The following is an 18,311-nucleotide window of genomic DNA, read 5'->3' as shown; positions in this document are numbered from 1 at the left end:
CATTCCGAACCCGGAAGCTAAGGCCACCTGCGCCGATGGTACTGCACTCGACAGGGTGTGGGAGAGTAGGACACCGCCGGAACATCCTTCGCGAAAGGGGACCCTCACTGGGTCCCCTTTCGGCGTTTGACCACCCGGTGCCGCGTTGACGCTCGAGAGCGGCGTGATTGAATTCATGGGTAGGTGGGATCGCCCACCGGCCCTCCTCACGCGCTCCAGCGCCGTGGCCGGGTACCGCAGGCTACAAGAACAGAGAGGGATCACCGTGGCGGAGCAGAACGACGGCCGCAAACCCTTCCGCCGCAATAGTGGTGGGACCGGACAGAGCGGCTACGGCCGGCGCGACGAAGGCGAACGCCGCGACCAGGGACGCTCGGCGGGTGGACCGCGCCGCGAGCGCGATGGCGGCCGTGAGGGCGGATTCAACCGTGGCGGTGGCGGATTCAACCGCGGTCGCGACAATGAGCGTGGCGGCTACCGTTCCGAGGGCGACCGCGATCGCGGCGGCTATCGGGGCGAGGGCGGCGGCCGCGGCGGGTCCGAGCGCGAAGGTGGCCGGGGCGGGTACAGCCGCGAAGGCGGATTCAACCGCGGCGAGCGTCGAGAGGGCGGTTTCCAGCGCGGCGGTGATCGTCGTGAGGGCGGCTTCGACCGTGGTGACCGTCGTGAAGGCGGTTTCAATCGCGACCGTCGTGAGGGTGGCTTCGATCGCGGCGGTGATCGTCGTGAGGGCGGGTTCAACCGTGGCGAGCGTCGCGAGGGCGGGTTCAACCGCGGAGAGCGTCGCGAGGGCGGCTTCAAGGGTGGCGATCGTGACGGTGGCTTCAATCGTGGCGACCGTCGCGAAGGTGGCTTCAAGGGTGGCGATCGTGACGGTGGCTTCAATCGCGGCGACCGTCGCGAAGGTGGCTTCAAGGGTGGCGACCGTGACGGTGGCTTCAACCGTGGCGACCGTCGTGAGGGTGGCTTCGACCGTGGTGATCGTCGTGAAGGCGGCTTCAACCGTGGCGACCGTCGTGAAGGCGGATTCAATCGCGACCGTCGTGAGGGTGGCTCCGATCGCGGCGGTGATCGTCGTGAGGGCGGGTTCAACCGTGGCGAGCGCCGCGACGGCGGCTTCAACCGGGGTGACCGTCGTGAGGGTGGCTTCGACCGTGGTGACCGTCGTGAAGGCGGGTTCAACCGTGGCGAACACCGTGGTGGAGGACGGGGATTCGACCGGGACCGTGGGGAGCGGGAGGAGCGGAAGGGCTTCGCGCGCAATGGGTTCGCGGATGAGCGTCCGGAGTACTCCGGGGCGGGGCAGGATGTCGAGCGGGCCGAGAAGGGTGCGGAGAGGTCGTTCGAGGGCGGGGAGCGTCGCCGTGGTGGCGAGGGCGCGCGGGTCAGCGGCGGCCGACCGGGGGAGCGGCGTTCGGGTCGGCCCGATGAGCCGAACCTGCCGGACGACGTGCAGGCCTCCGATCTCGAGCCGGCGGTGCGGCGCGATCTGCTGAGCCTGGACAAGGGCAATGCCGAGTCGGTGGCCCGGCACCTGGTCATGGTGGCGCAGCTGCTGGACGAGGATCCGGAGCTGGCGCTGGAGCACGCGCGCGCCGCCCGGCAGCGGGCCGGCCGCATCGCGGTGGTGCGCGAGACCGCCGGTGTCGCGGCCTATCACGCGGGCGAGTGGGCCGAGGCGCTGTCGGAGCTGCGGACCGCGCGCCGCATGTCCGGTGGCTCGGGTCTACTGGCCGTCATGGCCGACTGCGAGCGTGGTCTGGGTCGTCCCGAGCGCGCCATCGAGCTGGGCCGCAGCGATGAGGCCCGGGCCCTGCAGGGCGACGAGGCCACCGAGCTGCGCATCGTGGTCGCCGGCGCCCGGATGGATCTGGGGCAGTTCGACCAGGCGGTGGTCACCTTGCAGACCGCCGAGCTGGACCCGGCACGCACCGGTTCCGCGGCCGCGCGCCTGTTCTACGCCTATGCCGAGGCCCTGCTGGCCGCCGGTCGCGAAGACGAAGCGCTGACCTGGTTCATGAACGCCGCCTCCGCCGACCTGGACGGCGAGACCGACGCCGAGGATCGCGCCGCCGAACTCTCGGGCGATGGTGACGGCGGCGCGGACTGGACCGCGGCGTTCGACGAGGACGAGGACGAGGACGATGCGGATTCCGCTGCGGCGGAGGAGGATTCCGCCGCCGAGGACACCGCCGCCGAGTCGGAGCCGTCCGAGAAAGCCGAGGATGGTTCCGACAAGCCAGCGGACGGCTCCGAGAACTGAGGACCGGCAAGTGATTTCGACCGTGCGGCCGCGCAACAGCGCAGCCGCACGGTCGTTTTTATTTCTGTGAAGAGTGACGAGAGGGACGGCGTAATGCGACTGCGGGATCGGTTCGAGGCGTTGCTGTTGGATCTGGACGGAACGCTGTTCCGCGGCCACGAGCCGATTCCGGGTGCGTCGGAAGCACTTTCGGCGGGCGATCCGGGACAGCGCCTGATGTACGTCACCAACAATGCGAGCCGCTCGGCCGATGCGGTGGCCTTCCACCTGCGGGAGCTCGGTTTCGACGCCCACGAGGACGAAGTGGTGACCAGCGCGCAGGCGGCCGCGCGGCTGCTGGCGCAGCGGATCGCGCCGGGGTCGACGGTGCTGGTGGTCGGCACCGATGACCTGATGGCCGAGGTTGAGAATGTCGGCCTGCAGGCGGTCCGCCGATTCGACGGCCTGGCGCCGAGCGCTGTGGTGCAGGGCCATTCGATGCAGACCGCGTGGGCGGACCTGGCCGAGGCCGCCTACGCGCTCCGGGCCGGGGCGCTGTGGGTGGCCGCCAATACCGACGCCACGCTCCCCACCGAGCGTGGCCTGGCTCCCGGCAACGGCTCGATGGTCGCGGCGCTCCGGCAGGCGTCGGGCCTGGAGCCGATCGTCGCGGGCAAGCCGTACGCGCCGCTGATGGAGGATGCGCTCGAGCGGGCCGGTACCCGCGACGCCCTGGTGGTCGGCGACCGCCTCGACACCGATATCGACGGCGCGCACGCCACCGGCCTGGAGTCGCTGATGGTGCTCACCGGCGTGAGCACGCTCGAGGATCTGGGCACCCATCCCTCGGATCGCATGCCGACCTACCTCGCCGAATCCCTCGACGCGCTGAATCACCCTGTCGCCGACCTCGATCCGGTCGTGCCGGGCGCCGGAGACATCGCGAAGGAGATCACGGCCCGTCTGGACGCGGCCCCGGGCCGTGCCATCCGGGTCTCCTCGACGCCTCGGGTGTAGTCGAGGACTTGCCGCGGGTCCGGCTTCAGGTCGCGTCGTCGGAGAAGTTGTCCACGGTGACCTCCGCGACCGACAGGTCCGCGGTGAACTGGCCATGCATCGACCAGGACGCGGAATGTCCCACGGGCACTGCCGGGTTCGAGGGTGACCTCGTGCCCGGCGATGCGGAAGGCCACGCCGGAGAAGTTGGCGGCGTGCGGCTCCGCACCATTCTCTTGTGCTGTCATCGATCGGACCATCGCCCGGCGATCGATGACCTCGACAGCTCGTTATTGTTAAGTCTCACACCGGTTTTCGCGCCTCGAGCGGTTGCGGGATGACGGCCGGTCACCCGGTCGAAGGCAGCGCCGGCGAAGGGGAGCGGCGGTTCGTCCGGGTCGGCGACGACAACCGCGCCGCGCGGGGGCAGCAGCCGGGCCCCCTTCGCCGGATCGGGCGGCGACGATTCGGTGGCGACCGTGGTCGGTGGGAAGGTCGGGGCCTCGGCTGTCAGCTTCTCGAGGTCGCTGTCCATTTGCCTCATGCTGTCGGCCGCCCGTGAGCGGTTTTCCGGGACACGCGGGCGAGTGGGGCGGGGCAACGTGGCCGGGGCCGGTCGGCGGGTGGATCGGTAAGCAGTGGGGTACGTGTGTTCGAATGCGAGTTCGGGTAGCGTTGTCGCCACGATGACTATGCCCACGCCTCGCCCGCAGTTTCCCGCGCCGGGATCCCCTATCGGGACGCCGGGGCCCCGTCCCGGGGCGCCGTTGCCCGGGCAGCATCTGCCGGGTGCGAATCAGGAGTTCGCCGACCCGGAGCGGGTCAAGGCGGAGGTCGCCGCGCTGCTGGCCGAATTGTCGGCGGGCGCACCGAATCCGGGCTTCCCGGGCGCGCCTGGTGTGCACTCGGAGGGCACCGATATCGTGCGGCGGGCCAAGATTCTGGAGCAGGCGCACGAGGTGCTGGTTCAGGCCCTGGCCACGGTGGACAAGATCTGAGGTGGCCAGGCGCGCGCGGGTGGACGCGGAACTGGTTCGCCGCGGATTGGCGCGGTCGCGAGAACACGCGGTCGAGCTGATCAACGCGGGCCGCGTCCTGATCAATGGGTCGGTCGCCACCAAGGCGGCGACGGGAGTCCAGGCGGGCACGCCGCTGCTGGTGCGGGAGGAACCCGACGAGGTGCAGTGGGCCTCGCGCGGCGCGCACAAACTGCTGGGCGCGCTCGAGGCGTTCGAGCCGCAGGGCGTTTCCGTCGAGGGCAAGCGGTGCCTGGACGCGGGCGCGTCCACGGGTGGATTCACCGATGTGTTGCTGTCGCGCGGAGCCAAGGAGGTTGTGGCCGCCGATGTCGGATACGGCCAGCTGATCTGGCGGCTGCAGAGCGATGACCGCGTCCGCGTGCACGACCGCACCAATGTGCGGCAGCTGACGCCCGAACTCATCGGCGGCACCGTCGAATTGGTGGTCGCCGACCTGTCGTTCATCTCCCTCGGCCTGGTGCTTCCCGCACTGGCCGCCTGCTGTGCGCCGGGCGCGGATCTGCTGCCCATGGTGAAGCCGCAGTTCGAGGTGGGTAAGGATCGCGTGGGATCCGGTGGTGTGGTGCGGGATCCGGCCCTGCGCGCCGAGGCGGTGCGCGAAGTCGCCGCCGCGGCAGCGAAACTCGGGCTGCGTACGCGTGGCGTGACGGCCAGTCCGCTACCCGGTCCGTCCGGGAATGTCGAGTATTTCCTCTGGTTGCGCAAGGAGACCGGTGCGCCGGAGCGTCCGGAGACCGAGTCCGGTGCGACCGGTGAGGGCGCGGACGTCGGTGGGGGCGCATACGATGCAGACGAGGCGGCGCGTGTGGCGGCGCTGATCGAGCGTGCGGTGCAGGAGGGTCCACAGTGAACGTGGCTAGCCCGGCCAGGGAGGTTCTGCTGGTCGCGCATCCGGGACGGCCGGAGATCACCGATACCGCGCACCGGGTCGCGAAGATCCTGTGCGGGGCCGGGATGAGGCTGCGGGTGCTCGAGGACGAGGCGTACAGCACTCGGTTCGACATCGACGACGACGGTGCGGCCGACGGGTACCCGGTGCGGGTGATGGCGCACGATCTCGACGCGGCGGTGGGCACCGAGATGGTGCTGGCGCTCGGCGGTGACGGGACGTTCCTGCGGGCGGCCGAACTCGCCCGCAGTGCCTCGGTGCCGGTGCTCGGAATCAATCTGGGGCGCATCGGTTTTCTCACCGAGGCCGAGGCCGAGCACCTGGACGAGGCACTGTCCCAGGTGGTGCGGCGCGACTACACCCTCGAGGAGCGGATGACCATCGACGTCACCGTGCGCGTCGACGATGTGGTGGTGGAGCGCGGCTGGGCGCTGAACGAGGCCAGCATCGAGAACGCGGCGCGCATGGGCGTGCTGGAGGTGGTGCTCGAGGTGGACGGCCGGCCGGTGTCGGCCTTCGGCTGCGACGGTGTGCTGATCGCCACGCCGACCGGGTCCACCGCCTACGCCTTCTCTGCTGGCGGGCCGGTGGTGTGGCCGGAACTCGAAGCGCTGCTGGTGATTCCGTCCAATGCGCACGCCCTGTTCGCGCGGCCCCTGGTGACCAGCCCGAATTCGCTGATCGCGGTGGAAACCGTTGCGACAGGCCATGATGCGATCGTTTTCCTCGACGGCCGACGCACCCTCGCACTGCCGCGAGGCGGCCGGGTCGAGACGGTCCGCGGGACCGAACCGGTGCGGTGGGTTCGGCTCGATTCCGCGCCGTTCGCCGATCGGATGGTGCGCAAATTCCAGTTGCCCGTGACAGGCTGGCGTGGCCGCCGGTCTGCGCGGTCAGGCGCGGAGGCGGGAGCGCGCGTAACCACGGAGCGCCCGAGCGCAGGCGAGATCGAAGACCGCCGAACGGAGAGCACGAGTGCTGACAGAGATCAGGATTGACGGGCTGGGCGTAATTTCCACCGCCACCGCACAATTCCACGAGGGTTTGACCGTTCTGACCGGTGAGACCGGTGCGGGCAAGACCATGGTGGTGACGAGCCTGCACTTGCTCAGCGGTGCCCGCGCCGACGCGGGACGGGTGCGCCTCGGGGCGTCGCGGGCCGTGGTGGAGGGCCGGTTCACCGTGGACGAGGTGCACGACGGCGCCCTCGGCGAGGTCGAGGAGGTGCTGGAATCCACCGGCGCCGAACGCGATGACGACGGCAGCATCATCGCCGTCCGCACGGTCGGATCCGACGGCCGCTCCCGCGCCCACCTGGGTGGCCGCAGCGTCCCGGCCGCGGTGCTCGCGGACTTCACCACCCCGCTGCTCACCGTGCACGGGCAGAACGATCAGCTGCGGCTGCAGCGGCCCGACCAGCAGCTGCACGCGCTGGACCAGTTCGCCTCCGATGCGGTGGCGCCGCTGCTGGCCAAGTACCAGAAGGCCCGAAAGGCCTGGCTGGACAAGCGCAATCAGCTGCTCGAGCGGACCGCGCGCAGCCGGGAGCTGGCCCTGGAAGCCGACCATCTGACGCAGTCGCTGGCCGAGATCGACGCCGTCGCACCGGAACCCGGCGAGGACGACCACCTGGTGGCCGAGGTGCGCCGGCTGTCGGATCTGGATTCGCTGCGAGAGGCGGCCTCCACCGCGCACGACGCGCTGGCCGGTCCGGCCGATTCACCGGGTGAGGACGCGGGCGCCCTGGATCTGCTGGGTACCGCGCGCGCCCGCATCGAAGCCTCCGACGATCCGATCCTGACCGCGCTGGCTCCCCGTCTGGGCGAGGCGATTTCGGTGGTGGTGGATCTGACCACCGAGCTCAGCTCCTACCTGTCGGACCTGCCGTCCGATCCGGGCGCGCTGGAGTCCATGCTGACCCGCCAGGCCGAGCTGAAGACGCTGACCCGCAAGTACGCGCCGGATATCGACGGGGTCATCAAGTGGGCCGAGGAGGCGCGTACGCGCCTGGCTTCGCTGGACGTGTCGGAGGAGGCGCTGGCGGCGCTGGCGGCGGATGTCGAGACCGCGGCCGAGAAGGTGCGCGAAACGGCCAAGAAGCTGACCGCGGCCCGTAGCAAGGCCGCGGGGAAGCTGGCGTCGGCCGTGAGCACCGAGCTGGGCGGTCTGGCCATGGGTCGTGCCCGGCTCGAGGTCGGCGTCGGTCCCGTCCTTGCGGGCGTGCAGGATTCGGCCCCGCTGGTCATCGACGGCACGGAATTGCACGCCGGTTCCACCGGTGTGGACGAGGTGGAATTCCGCCTGGCCGCCCACTCCGGCGCGCATCCGCTGCCGCTGAGCAAGAGTGCCTCCGGCGGTGAGCTCTCCCGCATCATGCTCGCCCTGGAGGTGGTTCTCGCCAGCTCCGAACATGGCACCACCATGGTCTTCGACGAGGTCGATGCCGGTGTCGGCGGCCGCGCCGCCGTCGAAATCGGCCGCCGGCTGGCCCGGCTGGCGCGCACCCACCAGGTCATCGTCGTCACCCACCTGCCGCAGGTGGCCGCCTTCGCCGACACCCACCTGGTGGTCGACAAGCTCGACGACGGCAAGGCCGTCAAATCCGGCGTCAAGGCCCTCACTCAGGATGAACGCGTCATCGAACTCGCCCGCATGCTGGCGGGCATGGGCGACACCGAAACCGGCCGCGCTCACGCCTGGGAACTCCTCACCACCGCCGACGCCGAGAAGGTCGGTGCCGCCGTCTCGGGCGAGTAACCGCGCACAGAGACAGAAAACCGGCCGGGCCCGCGAAGGGTCCGGCCGGTTGTGCCGGTACCGCCGCGCCGACTCCGAAGGCGCGGTGGCCGAGCGTTACTTGATCGCTTTGCGCACTCCGCCGATGAGGGCATTGGTGAGGGCGCGGAGGCCGGGCTCGAGGATCTGGGCGGGGACGGGGAGGCTGGGCTCGGACTCCATGGTGTAGACGACCCGGGTGCCGCCCGGCGCGTCGGAGAAGCTGATGGTGCCGACGTGCCGCTTGACCGGGGCGCCCGCGATGACGCGGTAGACCATGCGCTCATTGGGGACGAGCTCGGTGGTCTCCTCGGTCGGGCCGATGCCGGCCAGGCCCAGGTGGTACTGCGCGCCGACGCCGGACGGGCTCCCGATGCCCGGCTTCTTCAGTGAAATCTGAATGGGCAGAAAGGCATTGAGGCTGTCGCGCTCGGTGAAGAGCTTGTAGACGACCTCACGCGGGGCGGGTAGGACGGTATCAACGGTGGTGCTGGCCATGACGGCATTGTCTCCTCTCGTGCCGGTGTCCGGAGCATATCCTTACCGCCCGGTAAGAAGATAGCTGCGAAAGGAACGACAGGATCCGCTCGTTCGGCATCACTGTGACGAATGGTGATCCTGACCGGCGCGCCTCCACCAATGGCTGAGAGTTTGCGGCAATCATCGATCGTTATGAAGATGCTGGCCCTGTTGTCGCGTAACACCGAAACGCTGCCGGGTCTGGCCGGGATGGCCCGGGTGGACCGCAATACCAGGCGTTTGCTCCAGCGCGTGGGGCCTGGCGACGTGGTGGTGCTCGATGAGATGGACCTGGATCGGCTCACTGCCGAACGGCTCGTCGAAGCTCAGGTGGCGGTGGTGGTGAACGCCTCGCCGTCGATCTCCGGGCGATATCCGAACCTTGGTCCGGAAGTGCTGGTGGCCAATGGCATACAGTTGCTGGACGCGGTCAGCTCGGACGTCTTCAAGAAGATCAAGGACGGTGCTCGGGTTCGCGTCGAGGAAGGTGTCGTCTACGCGGACAAGTCGGCGAAGAAGGAACCCGAGGCACTCGTCGAGGGCATCGAGCTCACCGAGGCCGCCATCGTCGAGCGCATGATCGAGGCGCGTAACGGGCTGGCAGACCATCTGGAAGCCTTCTCCGGCAACACCATCGAGTTCATCCGCACCGAATCCTCCTTGCTCATTGATGGAATCGGCGTGCCGGATGTCGAAGTCGACATGAAGAAGCGGCATGTCGTGGTGGTGGCCGACGGTCCCGAGCACATCGACGACCTCAAGCGCATCAAGCCGTTCATCAAGGAGTACGCGCCGATCCTGATCGGTGTCGGCCGGGGCGCGGACACCCTGACCCGCCACGGCTACCGGCCCGACCTCATCGTCGGCGACCCGGAGGAGATCACCGCCACCACGCTGAAGTCCGGCGCGGAGGTGATCCTGCCCGCCGATACCGACGGCCACGCCAAGGGTTTGGAGCGCATCCAGGATCTGGGCATCGGCGCGACCACCTTCCCGTCCTCGGGTGCGCCCGCGGATCTGGCGCTGTTGCTGGCGGATCACCATGGCGCGTCGCTGATCGTTACCGTCGGCGCGGCGGTCTCGCTGGACGACTTCTTCGACCGCGGCCGGCGCGATTCGAATCCGGCGACCTTCCTGACCCGCCTCAAAATGGGCACCAAGCTCATGGACGCGAAAGCCGTTGCCTCGCTGTACCACCACCGGGGCTCCGGCTGGGCGGTCGCGCTGGTGGTGCTCGCGGCGCTGGTGGCCCTGATGGTCGCGCTGCTGGCCACCCACCTGGGTGTCGAGGCGCTGACCTGGACCGCCAACACCTGGCATCGCGGATCGCACTGGGCACAGGGGCTATTGGACCGACACAGGTAGGGACCGATGATTTCGTTTCGCCACCACGCGATTTCGATCGCCGCGGTATTTCTGGCCCTGGCGGTCGGCGTGGTGCTGGGCACCCGCACGCAAGGCAACGGGTTGTTTCCCGGCTCGGGCGACCGGCAGCAGATCGACGATCTGCGTGCCGAGAACGGGCGTCTGAACGAACAGGTGAAGGCGGCCGACGCCTTCCTGTCGGGTTCGGCGGGCAAGCTGCTGGCGGGCGCGCTGGCCAACCGAGCGGTACTCGTCTTCACCACCCCCGACGCCGACAGCGGCGACGCCGACGCCGTCACTGCGGCCCTCACCACCGCGGGCGCCACGGTCACCGGCCGTATCGGCCTGACCGGCGCGTTCACCGACTCCTCCGAGGGCGACCGGCTCCGCACCGCACTGCTGAACGTGGTCCCCGCCGGCGCGCGGCTCGGGGTCGACGCCGTCGATCAGGGCAGCCTCGCGGGCGATCTGCTCGGCCAGGTGCTGCTCGACGATCCGGCCAACGGGCAGCCGCGCGGCACCCAGCAGGAGCGCGGCCTGGCCCTGGAGACACTGCGTGGCGGGGGCTTCCTGAGCTTCGCCGACGTGCAGCCCGCCCAGCTGGCCGTGGTGGTCACCGGCGACGGGGCGCGGGCCGACGAGAACAATCGCGGCACCATCATCGCCCGGTTCGCCGGGGGCCTGCGGTCCCACAGTGCCGGGGTGGTGCTGGCGGGTCGCTACGGGGCCGCCGAGGGGCCGGGAGCGATCGCTGTGACACGGTCCGAGGGCGGACTGTCGACCGTCACGACCGTCGACAATGTCGATCGTGAGATCGGGCGGATCACCACCGTGCTCGGGCTCACCGAGCAGTTGAACGGCGGTACCGGCCGTTACGGCACGGGTTCGAAGGCGACCTCGCTCACAGTCGCGGCCATGCCGCACTGAGCAGAGCGCAGGGCCGTACGGCAGAAAGCCCCGGCCACGTCGATGCCGACACCGGAAAAGTTGACCGCGACACGCAGAATCGAGGCAACCGCGGGCAACCAACATGCGTGGCATGCGATCGGCGTCGCCGATCCGTGTTACCGTGAAGTCCCGTGGGTCAATCACGGATTCCGGCGCGCGCGGCCACGAAACACATCTTCGTCAGCGGTGGCGTCGCCTCTTCACTCGGTAAGGGTCTGACCGCCTCCAGCCTCGGTCAGCTGCTCACTTCACGCGGACTCCGCGTCACGATGCAGAAGCTGGATCCGTACCTGAATGTCGATCCCGGCACCATGAACCCCTTCCAGCACGGTGAGGTGTTCGTGACCGAGGACGGCGCGGAGACGGACCTCGATGTCGGCCACTACGAACGGTTCCTGGATCGCGATCTGTCCGGGGACGCCAATGTCACCACCGGCCAGGTGTACTCGAAGGTGATCGCCAAGGAGCGCCGGGGCGAGTACCTCGGTGACACCGTGCAGGTGATCCCGCACATCACCGATGAGATCAAGAGTCGCATTCTCGCCATGACGGGACCGGACCTGCACGGGCAGGTACCGGATGTGGTGATCACCGAAATCGGTGGCACCGTGGGCGATATCGAGTCGCAGCCGTTCCTCGAGGCGGCGCGGCAGATTCGCCACGAGGTGGGTCGCGACAACTGCTTCTTCCTGCACGTCACGCTGGTGCCCTATCTGGGTCCCTCGGGCGAGCTCAAGACCAAGCCGACCCAGCACTCGGTGGCGGCGCTGCGCAATATCGGTATCCAGCCCGACGCGCTCATCCTGCGCTGCGACCGCGAGGTGCCGCAGCCGCTGAAGAACAAGATCGCGCTCATGTGCGACGTGGATGTGGACGCCTGCATCTCCACGCCGGACGCGCCGTCGATCTACGACATTCCGAAGGTGCTGCACCGGGAAGGCTTGGACGCCTACGTCGTTCGCAAGCTGGGGCTGCCCTTCCGCGACGTGGACTGGACGGTCTGGGGCGATCTGCTGGACCGCGTGCACAACCCGCGTGAAGAGGTCGCTGTCGCGCTGGTCGGCAAGTATGTGGACCTGCCCGATGCCTACCTGTCGGTCACCGAGGCGCTGCGCGCGGGCGGTTTCGCCTCGCGGGCCAAGGTGAACATCCGCTGGGTGCAGTCCGACGAGTGTGAGACCGAGGCGGGTGCGCGGTCGCACCTGGCCGACGTGGACGCCATCCTGATCCCGGGCGGCTTCGGCATTCGCGGCATCGAGGGCAAGGTGGGCGCCATCCGCTACGCCCGCGAACACAAGATTCCGTTGCTGGGCCTGTGCCTGGGTCTGCAGTGCGTGGTCATCGAGGCGGCGCGCTCGGTGGGCATGAAGGACGCCAACTCGGCGGAATTCGAGCCCGACACCAAGTACCCGGTCATCTCGACCATGGCCGACCAGGAGCAGATCGTGGCCGGCGAGGCCGATCTGGGCGGCACCATGCGGCTCGGCGCGTACCCGGCTGTGCTGCAGCAGGATTCGCTGGTCGCGCGGGCATACGGCGAGACCGAGGTCTCCGAGCGGCACCGGCACCGGTACGAGGTCAACAACACCTACCGCGACAAGGTCGCCAAGAGCGGCCTGAAGTTCAGCGGCACCTCCCCGAACGGCCACCTGGTCGAGTTCGTGGAGTACCCGCAGGACAAGCACCCGTTCCTGGTCGCCACCCAGGCGCACCCGGAGCTCAAGTCCCGTCCGACGCGCCCGCACCCGCTGTTCGCGGCGCTGATCTCGGCGGCGCTGGAATACAAGGCCGCCGAACGGCTTCCGGTGGAGATTCCCGACGGGGTGCCCGCCGCGGAGGCCGAGACGGTCTCCAAGTGATCCCCGCCTGACCGGGATTCCACGGCCCGCCCGAGCATTCGACGAGTGCTCGGGCGGTTTCGTTTCTGCCCGGGTATCCGCGCTACGGTTCTGGAATGACCTCCTCGGAACCGGTCCCCGGCACACACGATTTCGATGTCCTGTCCAGTCGCACGGTGTACTCGGGCGCGATCCTGGCGCTGCGGTTGGACCAGGTGGTCATGCCCGGCGGCAAGGTCGCCGAGCGGGAGGTGATCGAGCACCACGCGGCGGTCGCGGTGGCTGCGCTGGACGACAACGACAATCTGGTACTGGTCAACCAGTACCGGCATCCGATCGGACGGCGGCTGCTCGAGCTGCCGGCCGGACTGCTGGACAAGGCGGGCGAGGATCCGCTCGAGGCGGCCCGGCGGGAGCTGGCCGAGGAGACCGGGCTGGCCGCGCGAGAGTGGTCGGTGCTGGTCGATGTGGCGCTCTCGCCCGGGTTCACCGATGAGGCGCTGCGGGTGTATCTGGCGACCGGGCTCTACGAAATCGACCGGCCGGACCCGGAAATGGAGGAGGCCGACCTCCAGATCCTGCGGATGCCGTTGACGGAGGCCGTGCAGGCCGCCCTGGCGGGTGACATCACCAATGCCACCGCGGTGGCCGGGGTGACCGCGCTGATGACGGCCCGGTCCAGCGGGGCTCGGCTGCGGCCCGCCGATGCGCCCTGGCCGGGGATGCCCACCGCCTTCCTGGATCGCAAGGCCCGGGAGGCATTGCGGTAGATCATGATCGGGAAAGGCAGTAGATCCCGATTTGGGAAACTAGTTCGCTTCGCCGGGTTCGGGTCGGGGAGTTCGTCGGTGGCGGCTGCAATGATGTGAGCCGTGCTGAACCGGCAGATCGACGCGTACCTCGACCATTTGGCGGTCGAGCGCGGCGCCGCGCGCAATACGCTCAGCGCCTATCGGCGGGATCTGGGTCGCTACCAGTACTTTTTGACCGAGCGCGGAGTGGAAACGCTTGCCCGCGTGGCCGAATCGGACATTGCCGACTATATGGTGTCGCTGCGGTCGGGGGACGCCGAGCATCCCGCACTGGCGGCCTCGTCGGCGTCGCGGGCGCTGGTCGCCGTCCGCGGGCTGCACCGGTTCGCGACTGCGGAAGGCATCACCGACGCGGATGTGGCGCATCCGGTGAAACCGCCGACACCCGCCCGGAGACTGCCGAAAGCCCTCCCGTACGACCAGGTTTCCCGCCTGCTCGACGCCGCCGGAGGAGACATCGCGGACGGCCCGCGCGGGCTGCGCGACCGGGCACTTCTGGAGTTGCTGTACTCCACGGGCGCCCGCATCTCCGAGATGGTCGGGCTCGATGTGGACGACATCGACACCGCCGAGCGCGCGGTGGTCCTGCGCGGCAAGGGCGGCAAACAGCGCATGGTCCCCATCGGCCGCCCCGCCCTCGCCGCCCTGGACAACTACCTGGTCCGAGGCCGCCCCGCCCTCTCCGTCCGAGGCAAGGGCAACCCCGCCCTCTTCCTCAACCACCGCGGCGGCCGCCTCTCCCGCCAAACCGCCTGGCAGGTCCTGCAATCCGCGGCGGAGCGGGCCGGTATCGCCGCCCAGGTCTCCCCGCACACCCTCCGCCACTCCTTCGCCACGCACCTCCTCGACGGCGGCGCCGACGTCCGAGTCGTCCAGGAACTCCTCGGCCACGCCTCGGTCACCACCACCCAGATCTACACCCTGGTCACCGTCGGCACCCTCCACGAGGTCTGGGCCACCGCCCACCCCCGCGCCCGCTGACTCGGCGAAGGCCGATGTGCGAGCTTCGGCAGGGCCCCGATGATCCGGCCCATGTGTTCGCGCCCAGTGAGCCGGCGGCGCTCGAATATGAAAGCGAATTCGATGATCCGGCTGGTCACCGTCGCCGTCCTCGACGAATTCCGGGCCACCGGCCATTCGTGCGCCCGCGGGCCCACGGAGTGGGGCGCTACATGATTCCGTGGTATTTGGGGCAGCCCCGTTGATCTCGGGGCGGCTGGGGCTCAGAGATGCAGGACCGTGCGGATGATCTGGCGGACTCGGGCGGGGTCGAGTTCCGCGCCCTGCGAGGTGAAGAACAGGTGGTGGATCGAGCCGACCAGGGCGAAGGCGAGGGTGTGGGTGTCCTGGTCGGACGGGAGGCGGCCGGCGGATTGTTCGGCCGACAGGTAGCCGGCGAAGATCTGCTCGCTGGCGCTGAGGGCTGAGTCGGCGGCGATCGCGGTGCCGATACGGGTGGCCAGGGCTGGTCGTGCGGAGATCAACGCGGCTGTCGGGAGGGCGCCTGAGTTGAAGAGGGTGACGGCGGCTTCCGTGAGGTTGTCGAGGACGTCGCCCTGCCCGGCGCGGTCCGGGAGGCTGGACAGTTGGTCGACGGCGCGTTGCACGCGGTCGGCGGCATAGTCGACGAGGAAGCCCTCGAGTCCGTCGAAGTGGTTGTGCAGGATGCCTTTCGCGCACCCGGCCTCATCGGTGATGGCTCGGCTGGTCAGACCGGCGGCGCCATCGCGTACCAGAATGCGGTCCGCGGCGGCGAACAGTTCGGGGCGCAGATCGGGCCGTGGAACGCCACGCATGCTTCGGTCTCCCCTTCCGGTCTCGGATCGACGGATTCGCCGACCGCCCTGGACATCCGGTCAAGTCTATTGGCTCGCGTCCTGACAACGAATCTCGCGGCTCACTACCGGCTACGAGTCTCGTGGCTGGCACCTCGGCGGAATACCTGGCTTCACGCTCGGGAGCGAAGTCTTGCCTACTATGGGCGATCGCCCATAGTATATGGGCAGATGCCCATAGTGGTTCGAGCCTGTTGAGGGAGACGCGATTCATGAACTCCACGAGTAATCTTCACGCCACGGCGGGTTCCCGCAGCCGCGGCATTTCGGCCGTCGGTGGGCTGGGCGCCGTGCTCGTCGCCGTGCACCTGGCGATCGCCGCGTTCGGCGCCGCGGCGCTGTGGGATTGGCTGGGTGGGCTCCTCGCCGGGCTGTTCCTGGTCGCGTTCGCCGCTGTGCATGTACTCGGCGGCGCGCGACTGGGCCACAACCTGGTGGGACGAGCCGTCTCCATGTTGCTGCGATCGGGTGTACGGCTCGGACCGGTCGCGCTACTGACCGTGGCGGGCAGACGATCCGGGCTGCCCAGAACAAATCCGGTGGACGTGTTCGGCGAGGGCAACCGGCGCTGGATCATCGCCACCCATTCCGGCGACGCCCAGTGGGTCCGCAACCTTCGCGCCGCAGGCGGCGCCTCCCTCGGCACCGGCCCCGCCCGCACCGAATTCACCGCCGTCGAACTACCCGCCGACCGCGCCACCCAGATCCTGAAAGACGTTGTCGCCCCACGACTCTCCCGCCCTCTCGGCGGCCTGGTCCTGCGCCGCACGCTCGGTCTGCCCACCCAGCCGTCGGCGGCGGACTTCGCCCGCACGGCCGCCACACACCCCGTCTTCGAAATGACGCCGCTGTCCTAGACTTCGGCGGCAACGAGAAAGCCCGGGTGACGGCTGGTGCCGTCACCCGGGCTTTTCTTCGGCCGAGGCGTGAGGTTACTTCTTGCGGTCGCGCTTTTCGCGGACTCGGACGTTCACGCGGACGGGGGAGCCGTCGAAGTTGAACTCTTCGCGGAGCTTTCGTTCGATGAAGCGGCGGTAGCCGGCCTCGAGGAAGCCCGTGGTGAAGAGGACGAACGTCGGGGGGCGGGTGGAGGCCTGGGTGGCGAACAGGACTCGGGGGAGGCGGCCGCCGCGCATGGGGGGAGGGGTGGCGGCGATGACCTCTTTGAGCCAGTTGTTCAGGCGGCCGGTGGAGATGCGCTTGTCCCAGGAGTCCAGGGCGGTCTCCATGGCGGGGACGAGCTTCTGGACGGCGCGGCCGGTGTGGGCGGAGATGTTGACGCGCTGGGCCCAGCGAACCTGGACCATTTCGCGGTCGATCTCGCGTTCCAGCATTTCCCGGCGGTCCTCGTCGACCAGGTCCCACTTGTTGTAGGCGATGACGAGCGCGCGCCCGGCGTCGGCGACCATGGAGATGACGCGGATGTCCTGCTCGGTGAGTGGCTCCGAGGCGTCGATGAGCATGACCGCCACCTCGGCGGCCTCGATGGCCCCCTTGGTGCGCAGCGAGGCGTAGAACTCGTGGCCCGACGCATTGCCGACCTTGCGGCGCAAGCCCGCGGTGTCGACGAAACGCCAGGTCTTGCCGCCCAATTCGACCAGTGAGTCGACCGGGTCGACGGTGGTGCCCGCGACATTGTGGACGACCGAACGCTCCTCGCCCGCGAGGCGGTTGAGCAGCGACGACTTGCCCACATTCGGCTTGCCGACCAGCGCCACGCGGCGCGGGCCGCCGGTGAGACCCGTTCCTTCACGCGGGGTTTCGGGCATCACCTCCAGAATGCGGTCCAGCAGATCACCGGTGCCGCGACCGTGCGCGGCCGAGACCAGCTGCGGCTCACCGAGACCCATCGACCACAGCTCGGCCGCATCGGCCTCCAGCTTCTCGTTGTCGACCTTGTTGGCCACCAGGATGACCGGGGTCTTGCTGCGGCGCAGCGTCCGCGCCACCGCCTCGTCGGCGGTCGTCGCGCCCACGGTGACATCCACCACCACGACGACCGCGTCGGCCGTCTTCATGGCGACCTCGGCCTGCCGGGCCACCGACTGCTGCAGGCCCTTGGCGTCGGGCTCCCAGCCGCCGGTGTCCTGCACCAGGAAACGGCGTCCGGCCCAGGTGGCCTCGTAGGAGATCCGGTCCCGGGTCACGCCCGGAATGTCCTCCACGACGGCCTCGCGACGACCCAGAATGCGGTTCACCAGGGTCGATTTGCCGACGTTCGGGCGGCCGACGATGGCCACCGTCGGCAGCGGGATGTGCTCGGCGTCCTGCTCGCCCTCGAATTCGGCGATGTCCCAGTCGGATTCGTCCGACCAGATGCCATCACCGGCGAAGGTGTCCTGCGTCACTGCCCGCCTCCCGCCGAAATCCGTTCGGCCACCACGCGATACAGCTCGTCGATGACCTCGTCCTTGTTCAGATCGCTGGTGTCGACCAGCACCGCGTCCTCGGCGGGACGCAGCGGTGACACCTTGCGTGTCGAATCCAGGGTGTCGCGGCGCTGCACATCGGCCAGCACACCCGCGAAATCGTCACCCCGGCCCTCGGCGATGTTCTGCGCGTTGCGCCGCGTGGCGCGGGCCTCGGCCGAGGCGGTCAGATAGATCTTCACATCGGCCTCGGGCAGCACGACGGTGCCGATATCGCGGCCCTCGACCACGATTCGCCCCGCCGCCGCGGTGAGGTCCCGCTGCAAGGCCACCAGCTGCTCGCGCACCTCGGGCACGGCGGACACCGCCGACACCGCCTTGGTCACCGCATTGCCGCGGATCTCGTTCGACACATCCTCGCCGTCGAGCAGGATGACCTCCCGGCTCGGATCGGTGCCGATGGTCAGCGGCAGGTCCTTGACCGCGATCGCGATGGCCGCGGCGTCGTCCAGGTCCACGCCGGTGCGCAGCACGCGCAGTGTCGCCATCCGGTACATGGCACCGGTGTCGAGGTAGCTGGCCTCGAGCCGGGTCGCCAGCAAGCGCGACACGCTCGACTTGCCGGTGCCCGACGGGCCGTCCATGGCGACGACCAACCGCGCCCACCCGGTCAGCGCGCCGGT

Annotated in this window: 16 protein-coding genes and 2 pseudogenes; 12 read left to right on the top strand and 6 right to left on the bottom strand. The window is 69.3% G+C overall.

Going from position 1 to position 18,311, the window contains the following annotated elements:
- Nucleotides 1-241 precede the first annotated feature (241 nt).
- Nucleotides 242-1,195, bottom strand: a complete 954-nt coding sequence (locus ABZ909_RS17750; protein WP_357000529.1) for a hypothetical protein — start codon at nucleotides 1,193-1,195, stop codon at nucleotides 242-244.
- 150 nt (nucleotides 1,196-1,345) lie between these two features.
- Between ABZ909_RS17750 and ABZ909_RS17745 the strand changes: the two are divergent.
- Nucleotides 1,346-2,089 (top strand): annotated as a pseudogene (locus ABZ909_RS17745) (hypothetical protein); the annotation flags it as partial.
- A 267-nt stretch (nucleotides 2,090-2,356) separates the two neighbouring features.
- On the top strand, nucleotides 2,357-3,259 hold the full coding sequence (locus ABZ909_RS17740) for an HAD-IIA family hydrolase (RefSeq protein WP_357000495.1): 903 nt from the start codon (nucleotides 2,357-2,359) through the stop codon (nucleotides 3,257-3,259).
- A gap of 307 nt (nucleotides 3,260-3,566) precedes the next feature.
- Here ABZ909_RS17740 and ABZ909_RS17735 read toward each other — a convergent pair.
- A pseudogene (locus ABZ909_RS17735) lies at nucleotides 3,567-3,755 on the bottom strand (SAM-dependent methyltransferase); the annotation flags it as partial.
- A 169-nt stretch (nucleotides 3,756-3,924) separates the two neighbouring features.
- Here ABZ909_RS17735 and ABZ909_RS17730 point away from each other — a divergent pair.
- Genes ABZ909_RS17730 through recN form a run of 4 tightly spaced genes read left to right on the top strand, consistent with a single transcriptional unit; the run spans nucleotide 3,925 to nucleotide 7,924 of the window.
- Nucleotides 3,925-4,236: a hypothetical protein gene (locus ABZ909_RS17730; protein ID WP_357000492.1), complete on the top strand. Its 312-nt coding sequence runs from the start codon at nucleotides 3,925-3,927 to the stop codon at nucleotides 4,234-4,236.
- Between the two features lies 1 nt (nucleotide 4,237).
- Nucleotides 4,238-5,128: a TlyA family RNA methyltransferase gene (locus ABZ909_RS17725; protein WP_357000489.1), complete on the top strand. Its 891-nt coding sequence runs from the start codon at nucleotides 4,238-4,240 to the stop codon at nucleotides 5,126-5,128.
- Nucleotides 5,125-6,165 (top strand): NAD kinase, encoded by a 1,041-nt coding sequence (locus ABZ909_RS17720; protein WP_357000487.1) that lies wholly within the window; start codon nucleotides 5,125-5,127, stop codon nucleotides 6,163-6,165. The genes ABZ909_RS17725 and ABZ909_RS17720 overlap by 4 nt, the downstream gene beginning before the upstream one ends.
- Complete coding sequence (gene recN, locus ABZ909_RS17715) at nucleotides 6,143-7,924, top strand: DNA repair protein RecN (protein WP_357000484.1); 1,782 nt, start codon at nucleotides 6,143-6,145, stop codon at nucleotides 7,922-7,924. Before ABZ909_RS17720 ends, recN begins: the two co-directional genes overlap by 23 nt.
- Nucleotides 7,925-8,020: 96 nt before the next feature.
- Here recN and ABZ909_RS17710 read toward each other — a convergent pair whose 3' ends face one another.
- Entirely contained in the window at nucleotides 8,021-8,440 is a 420-nt protein-coding gene (locus tag ABZ909_RS17710; protein WP_354844850.1) for an SRPBCC family protein, read from the bottom strand.
- Nucleotides 8,441-8,614: 174 nt separating this feature from the next.
- Here ABZ909_RS17710 and steA point away from each other — a divergent pair, with 174 nt between their 5' ends.
- The 5 genes from steA (at nucleotide 8,615) to xerD (ending at nucleotide 14,405) form a co-directional block, all read left to right on the top strand.
- Nucleotides 8,615-9,826, top strand: coding sequence for a putative cytokinetic ring protein SteA (gene steA / locus ABZ909_RS17705; protein WP_357000481.1), 1,212 nt, complete (start codon nucleotides 8,615-8,617; stop codon nucleotides 9,824-9,826).
- 6 nt (nucleotides 9,827-9,832) lie between these two features.
- A complete protein-coding gene (locus ABZ909_RS17700; RefSeq protein ID WP_357000478.1) occupies nucleotides 9,833-10,753 on the top strand; it encodes a copper transporter in 921 nt (306 codons plus the stop codon).
- A 152-nt stretch (nucleotides 10,754-10,905) separates the two neighbouring features.
- A complete protein-coding gene (locus ABZ909_RS17695; RefSeq protein WP_357000475.1) occupies nucleotides 10,906-12,633 on the top strand; it encodes a CTP synthase in 1,728 nt (575 codons plus the stop codon).
- Between the two features lie 95 nt (nucleotides 12,634-12,728).
- Nucleotides 12,729-13,382, top strand: a complete 654-nt coding sequence (locus ABZ909_RS17690) for an NUDIX hydrolase (protein ID WP_357000472.1) — start codon at nucleotides 12,729-12,731, stop codon at nucleotides 13,380-13,382.
- Between the two features lie 102 nt (nucleotides 13,383-13,484).
- Entirely contained in the window at nucleotides 13,485-14,405 is a 921-nt protein-coding gene (xerD, locus tag ABZ909_RS17685; RefSeq protein ID WP_357000469.1) for a site-specific tyrosine recombinase XerD, read from the top strand.
- Nucleotides 14,406-14,647: 242 nt separating this feature from the next.
- Here the strand turns inward: xerD and ABZ909_RS17680 are convergent, their stop codons facing one another.
- Nucleotides 14,648-15,220, bottom strand: a complete 573-nt coding sequence (locus ABZ909_RS17680; RefSeq protein ID WP_357000467.1) for a TetR/AcrR family transcriptional regulator — start codon at nucleotides 15,218-15,220, stop codon at nucleotides 14,648-14,650.
- Nucleotides 15,221-15,471: 251 nt separating this feature from the next.
- On the opposite strand from ABZ909_RS17680, the gene ABZ909_RS17675 reads away from it, so the two are divergent.
- Nucleotides 15,472-16,116 (top strand): nitroreductase family deazaflavin-dependent oxidoreductase, encoded by a 645-nt coding sequence (locus ABZ909_RS17675; RefSeq protein WP_357000465.1) that lies wholly within the window; start codon nucleotides 15,472-15,474, stop codon nucleotides 16,114-16,116.
- Nucleotides 16,117-16,191: 75 nt separating this feature from the next.
- Here the strand turns inward: ABZ909_RS17675 and der are convergent, their stop codons facing one another.
- Together der and cmk are read right to left on the bottom strand one after the other, a co-directional pair.
- Nucleotides 16,192-17,607: a ribosome biogenesis GTPase Der gene (der, locus tag ABZ909_RS17670; RefSeq protein WP_357000463.1), complete on the bottom strand. Its 1,416-nt coding sequence runs from the start codon at nucleotides 17,605-17,607 to the stop codon at nucleotides 16,192-16,194.
- Nucleotides 17,604-18,272 carry a (d)CMP kinase gene (gene cmk / locus ABZ909_RS17665; protein ID WP_357000526.1) on the bottom strand — a complete coding sequence of 223 codons (669 nt, stop codon included), beginning with the start codon at nucleotides 18,270-18,272 and terminating at the stop codon, nucleotides 17,604-17,606. Before cmk ends, der begins: the two co-directional genes overlap by 4 nt.
- Nucleotides 18,273-18,311: the final 39 nt, after the last annotated feature.

Source organism: Nocardia sp. NPDC046763 (genome assembly GCF_040645495.1).
In the GTDB taxonomy this organism is placed as follows: domain Bacteria; phylum Actinomycetota; class Actinomycetes; order Mycobacteriales; family Mycobacteriaceae; genus Nocardia.
This window is presented reverse-complemented; position numbering and strand designations above follow the sequence as displayed.

Excerpts from the sequence above, each read along its gene's own strand:
- ABZ909_RS17740 (WP_357000495.1), top strand. The coding sequence starts at position 2,357 with ATGCGACTGCGGGATCGGTTCGAGGCGTTGCTGTTGGATCTGGACGGA.
- ABZ909_RS17730 (WP_357000492.1), top strand. The coding sequence starts at position 3,925 with ATGACTATGCCCACGCCTCGCCCGCAGTTTCCCGCGCCGGGATCCCCT.
- ABZ909_RS17710 (WP_354844850.1), bottom strand. The coding sequence starts at position 8,440 with ATGGCCAGCACCACCGTTGATACCGTCCTACCCGCCCCGCGTGAGGTC.
- steA (WP_357000481.1), top strand. The coding sequence starts at position 8,615 with ATGAAGATGCTGGCCCTGTTGTCGCGTAACACCGAAACGCTGCCGGGT.
- ABZ909_RS17700 (WP_357000478.1), top strand. The coding sequence starts at position 9,833 with ATGATTTCGTTTCGCCACCACGCGATTTCGATCGCCGCGGTATTTCTG.
- ABZ909_RS17690 (WP_357000472.1), top strand. The coding sequence starts at position 12,729 with ATGACCTCCTCGGAACCGGTCCCCGGCACACACGATTTCGATGTCCTG.
- ABZ909_RS17680 (WP_357000467.1), bottom strand. The coding sequence starts at position 15,220 with ATGCGTGGCGTTCCACGGCCCGATCTGCGCCCCGAACTGTTCGCCGCC.
- ABZ909_RS17675 (WP_357000465.1), top strand. The coding sequence starts at position 15,472 with ATGAACTCCACGAGTAATCTTCACGCCACGGCGGGTTCCCGCAGCCGC.
- cmk (WP_357000526.1), bottom strand. The coding sequence starts at position 18,272 with ATGGACGGCCCGTCGGGCACCGGCAAGTCGAGCGTGTCGCGCTTGCTG.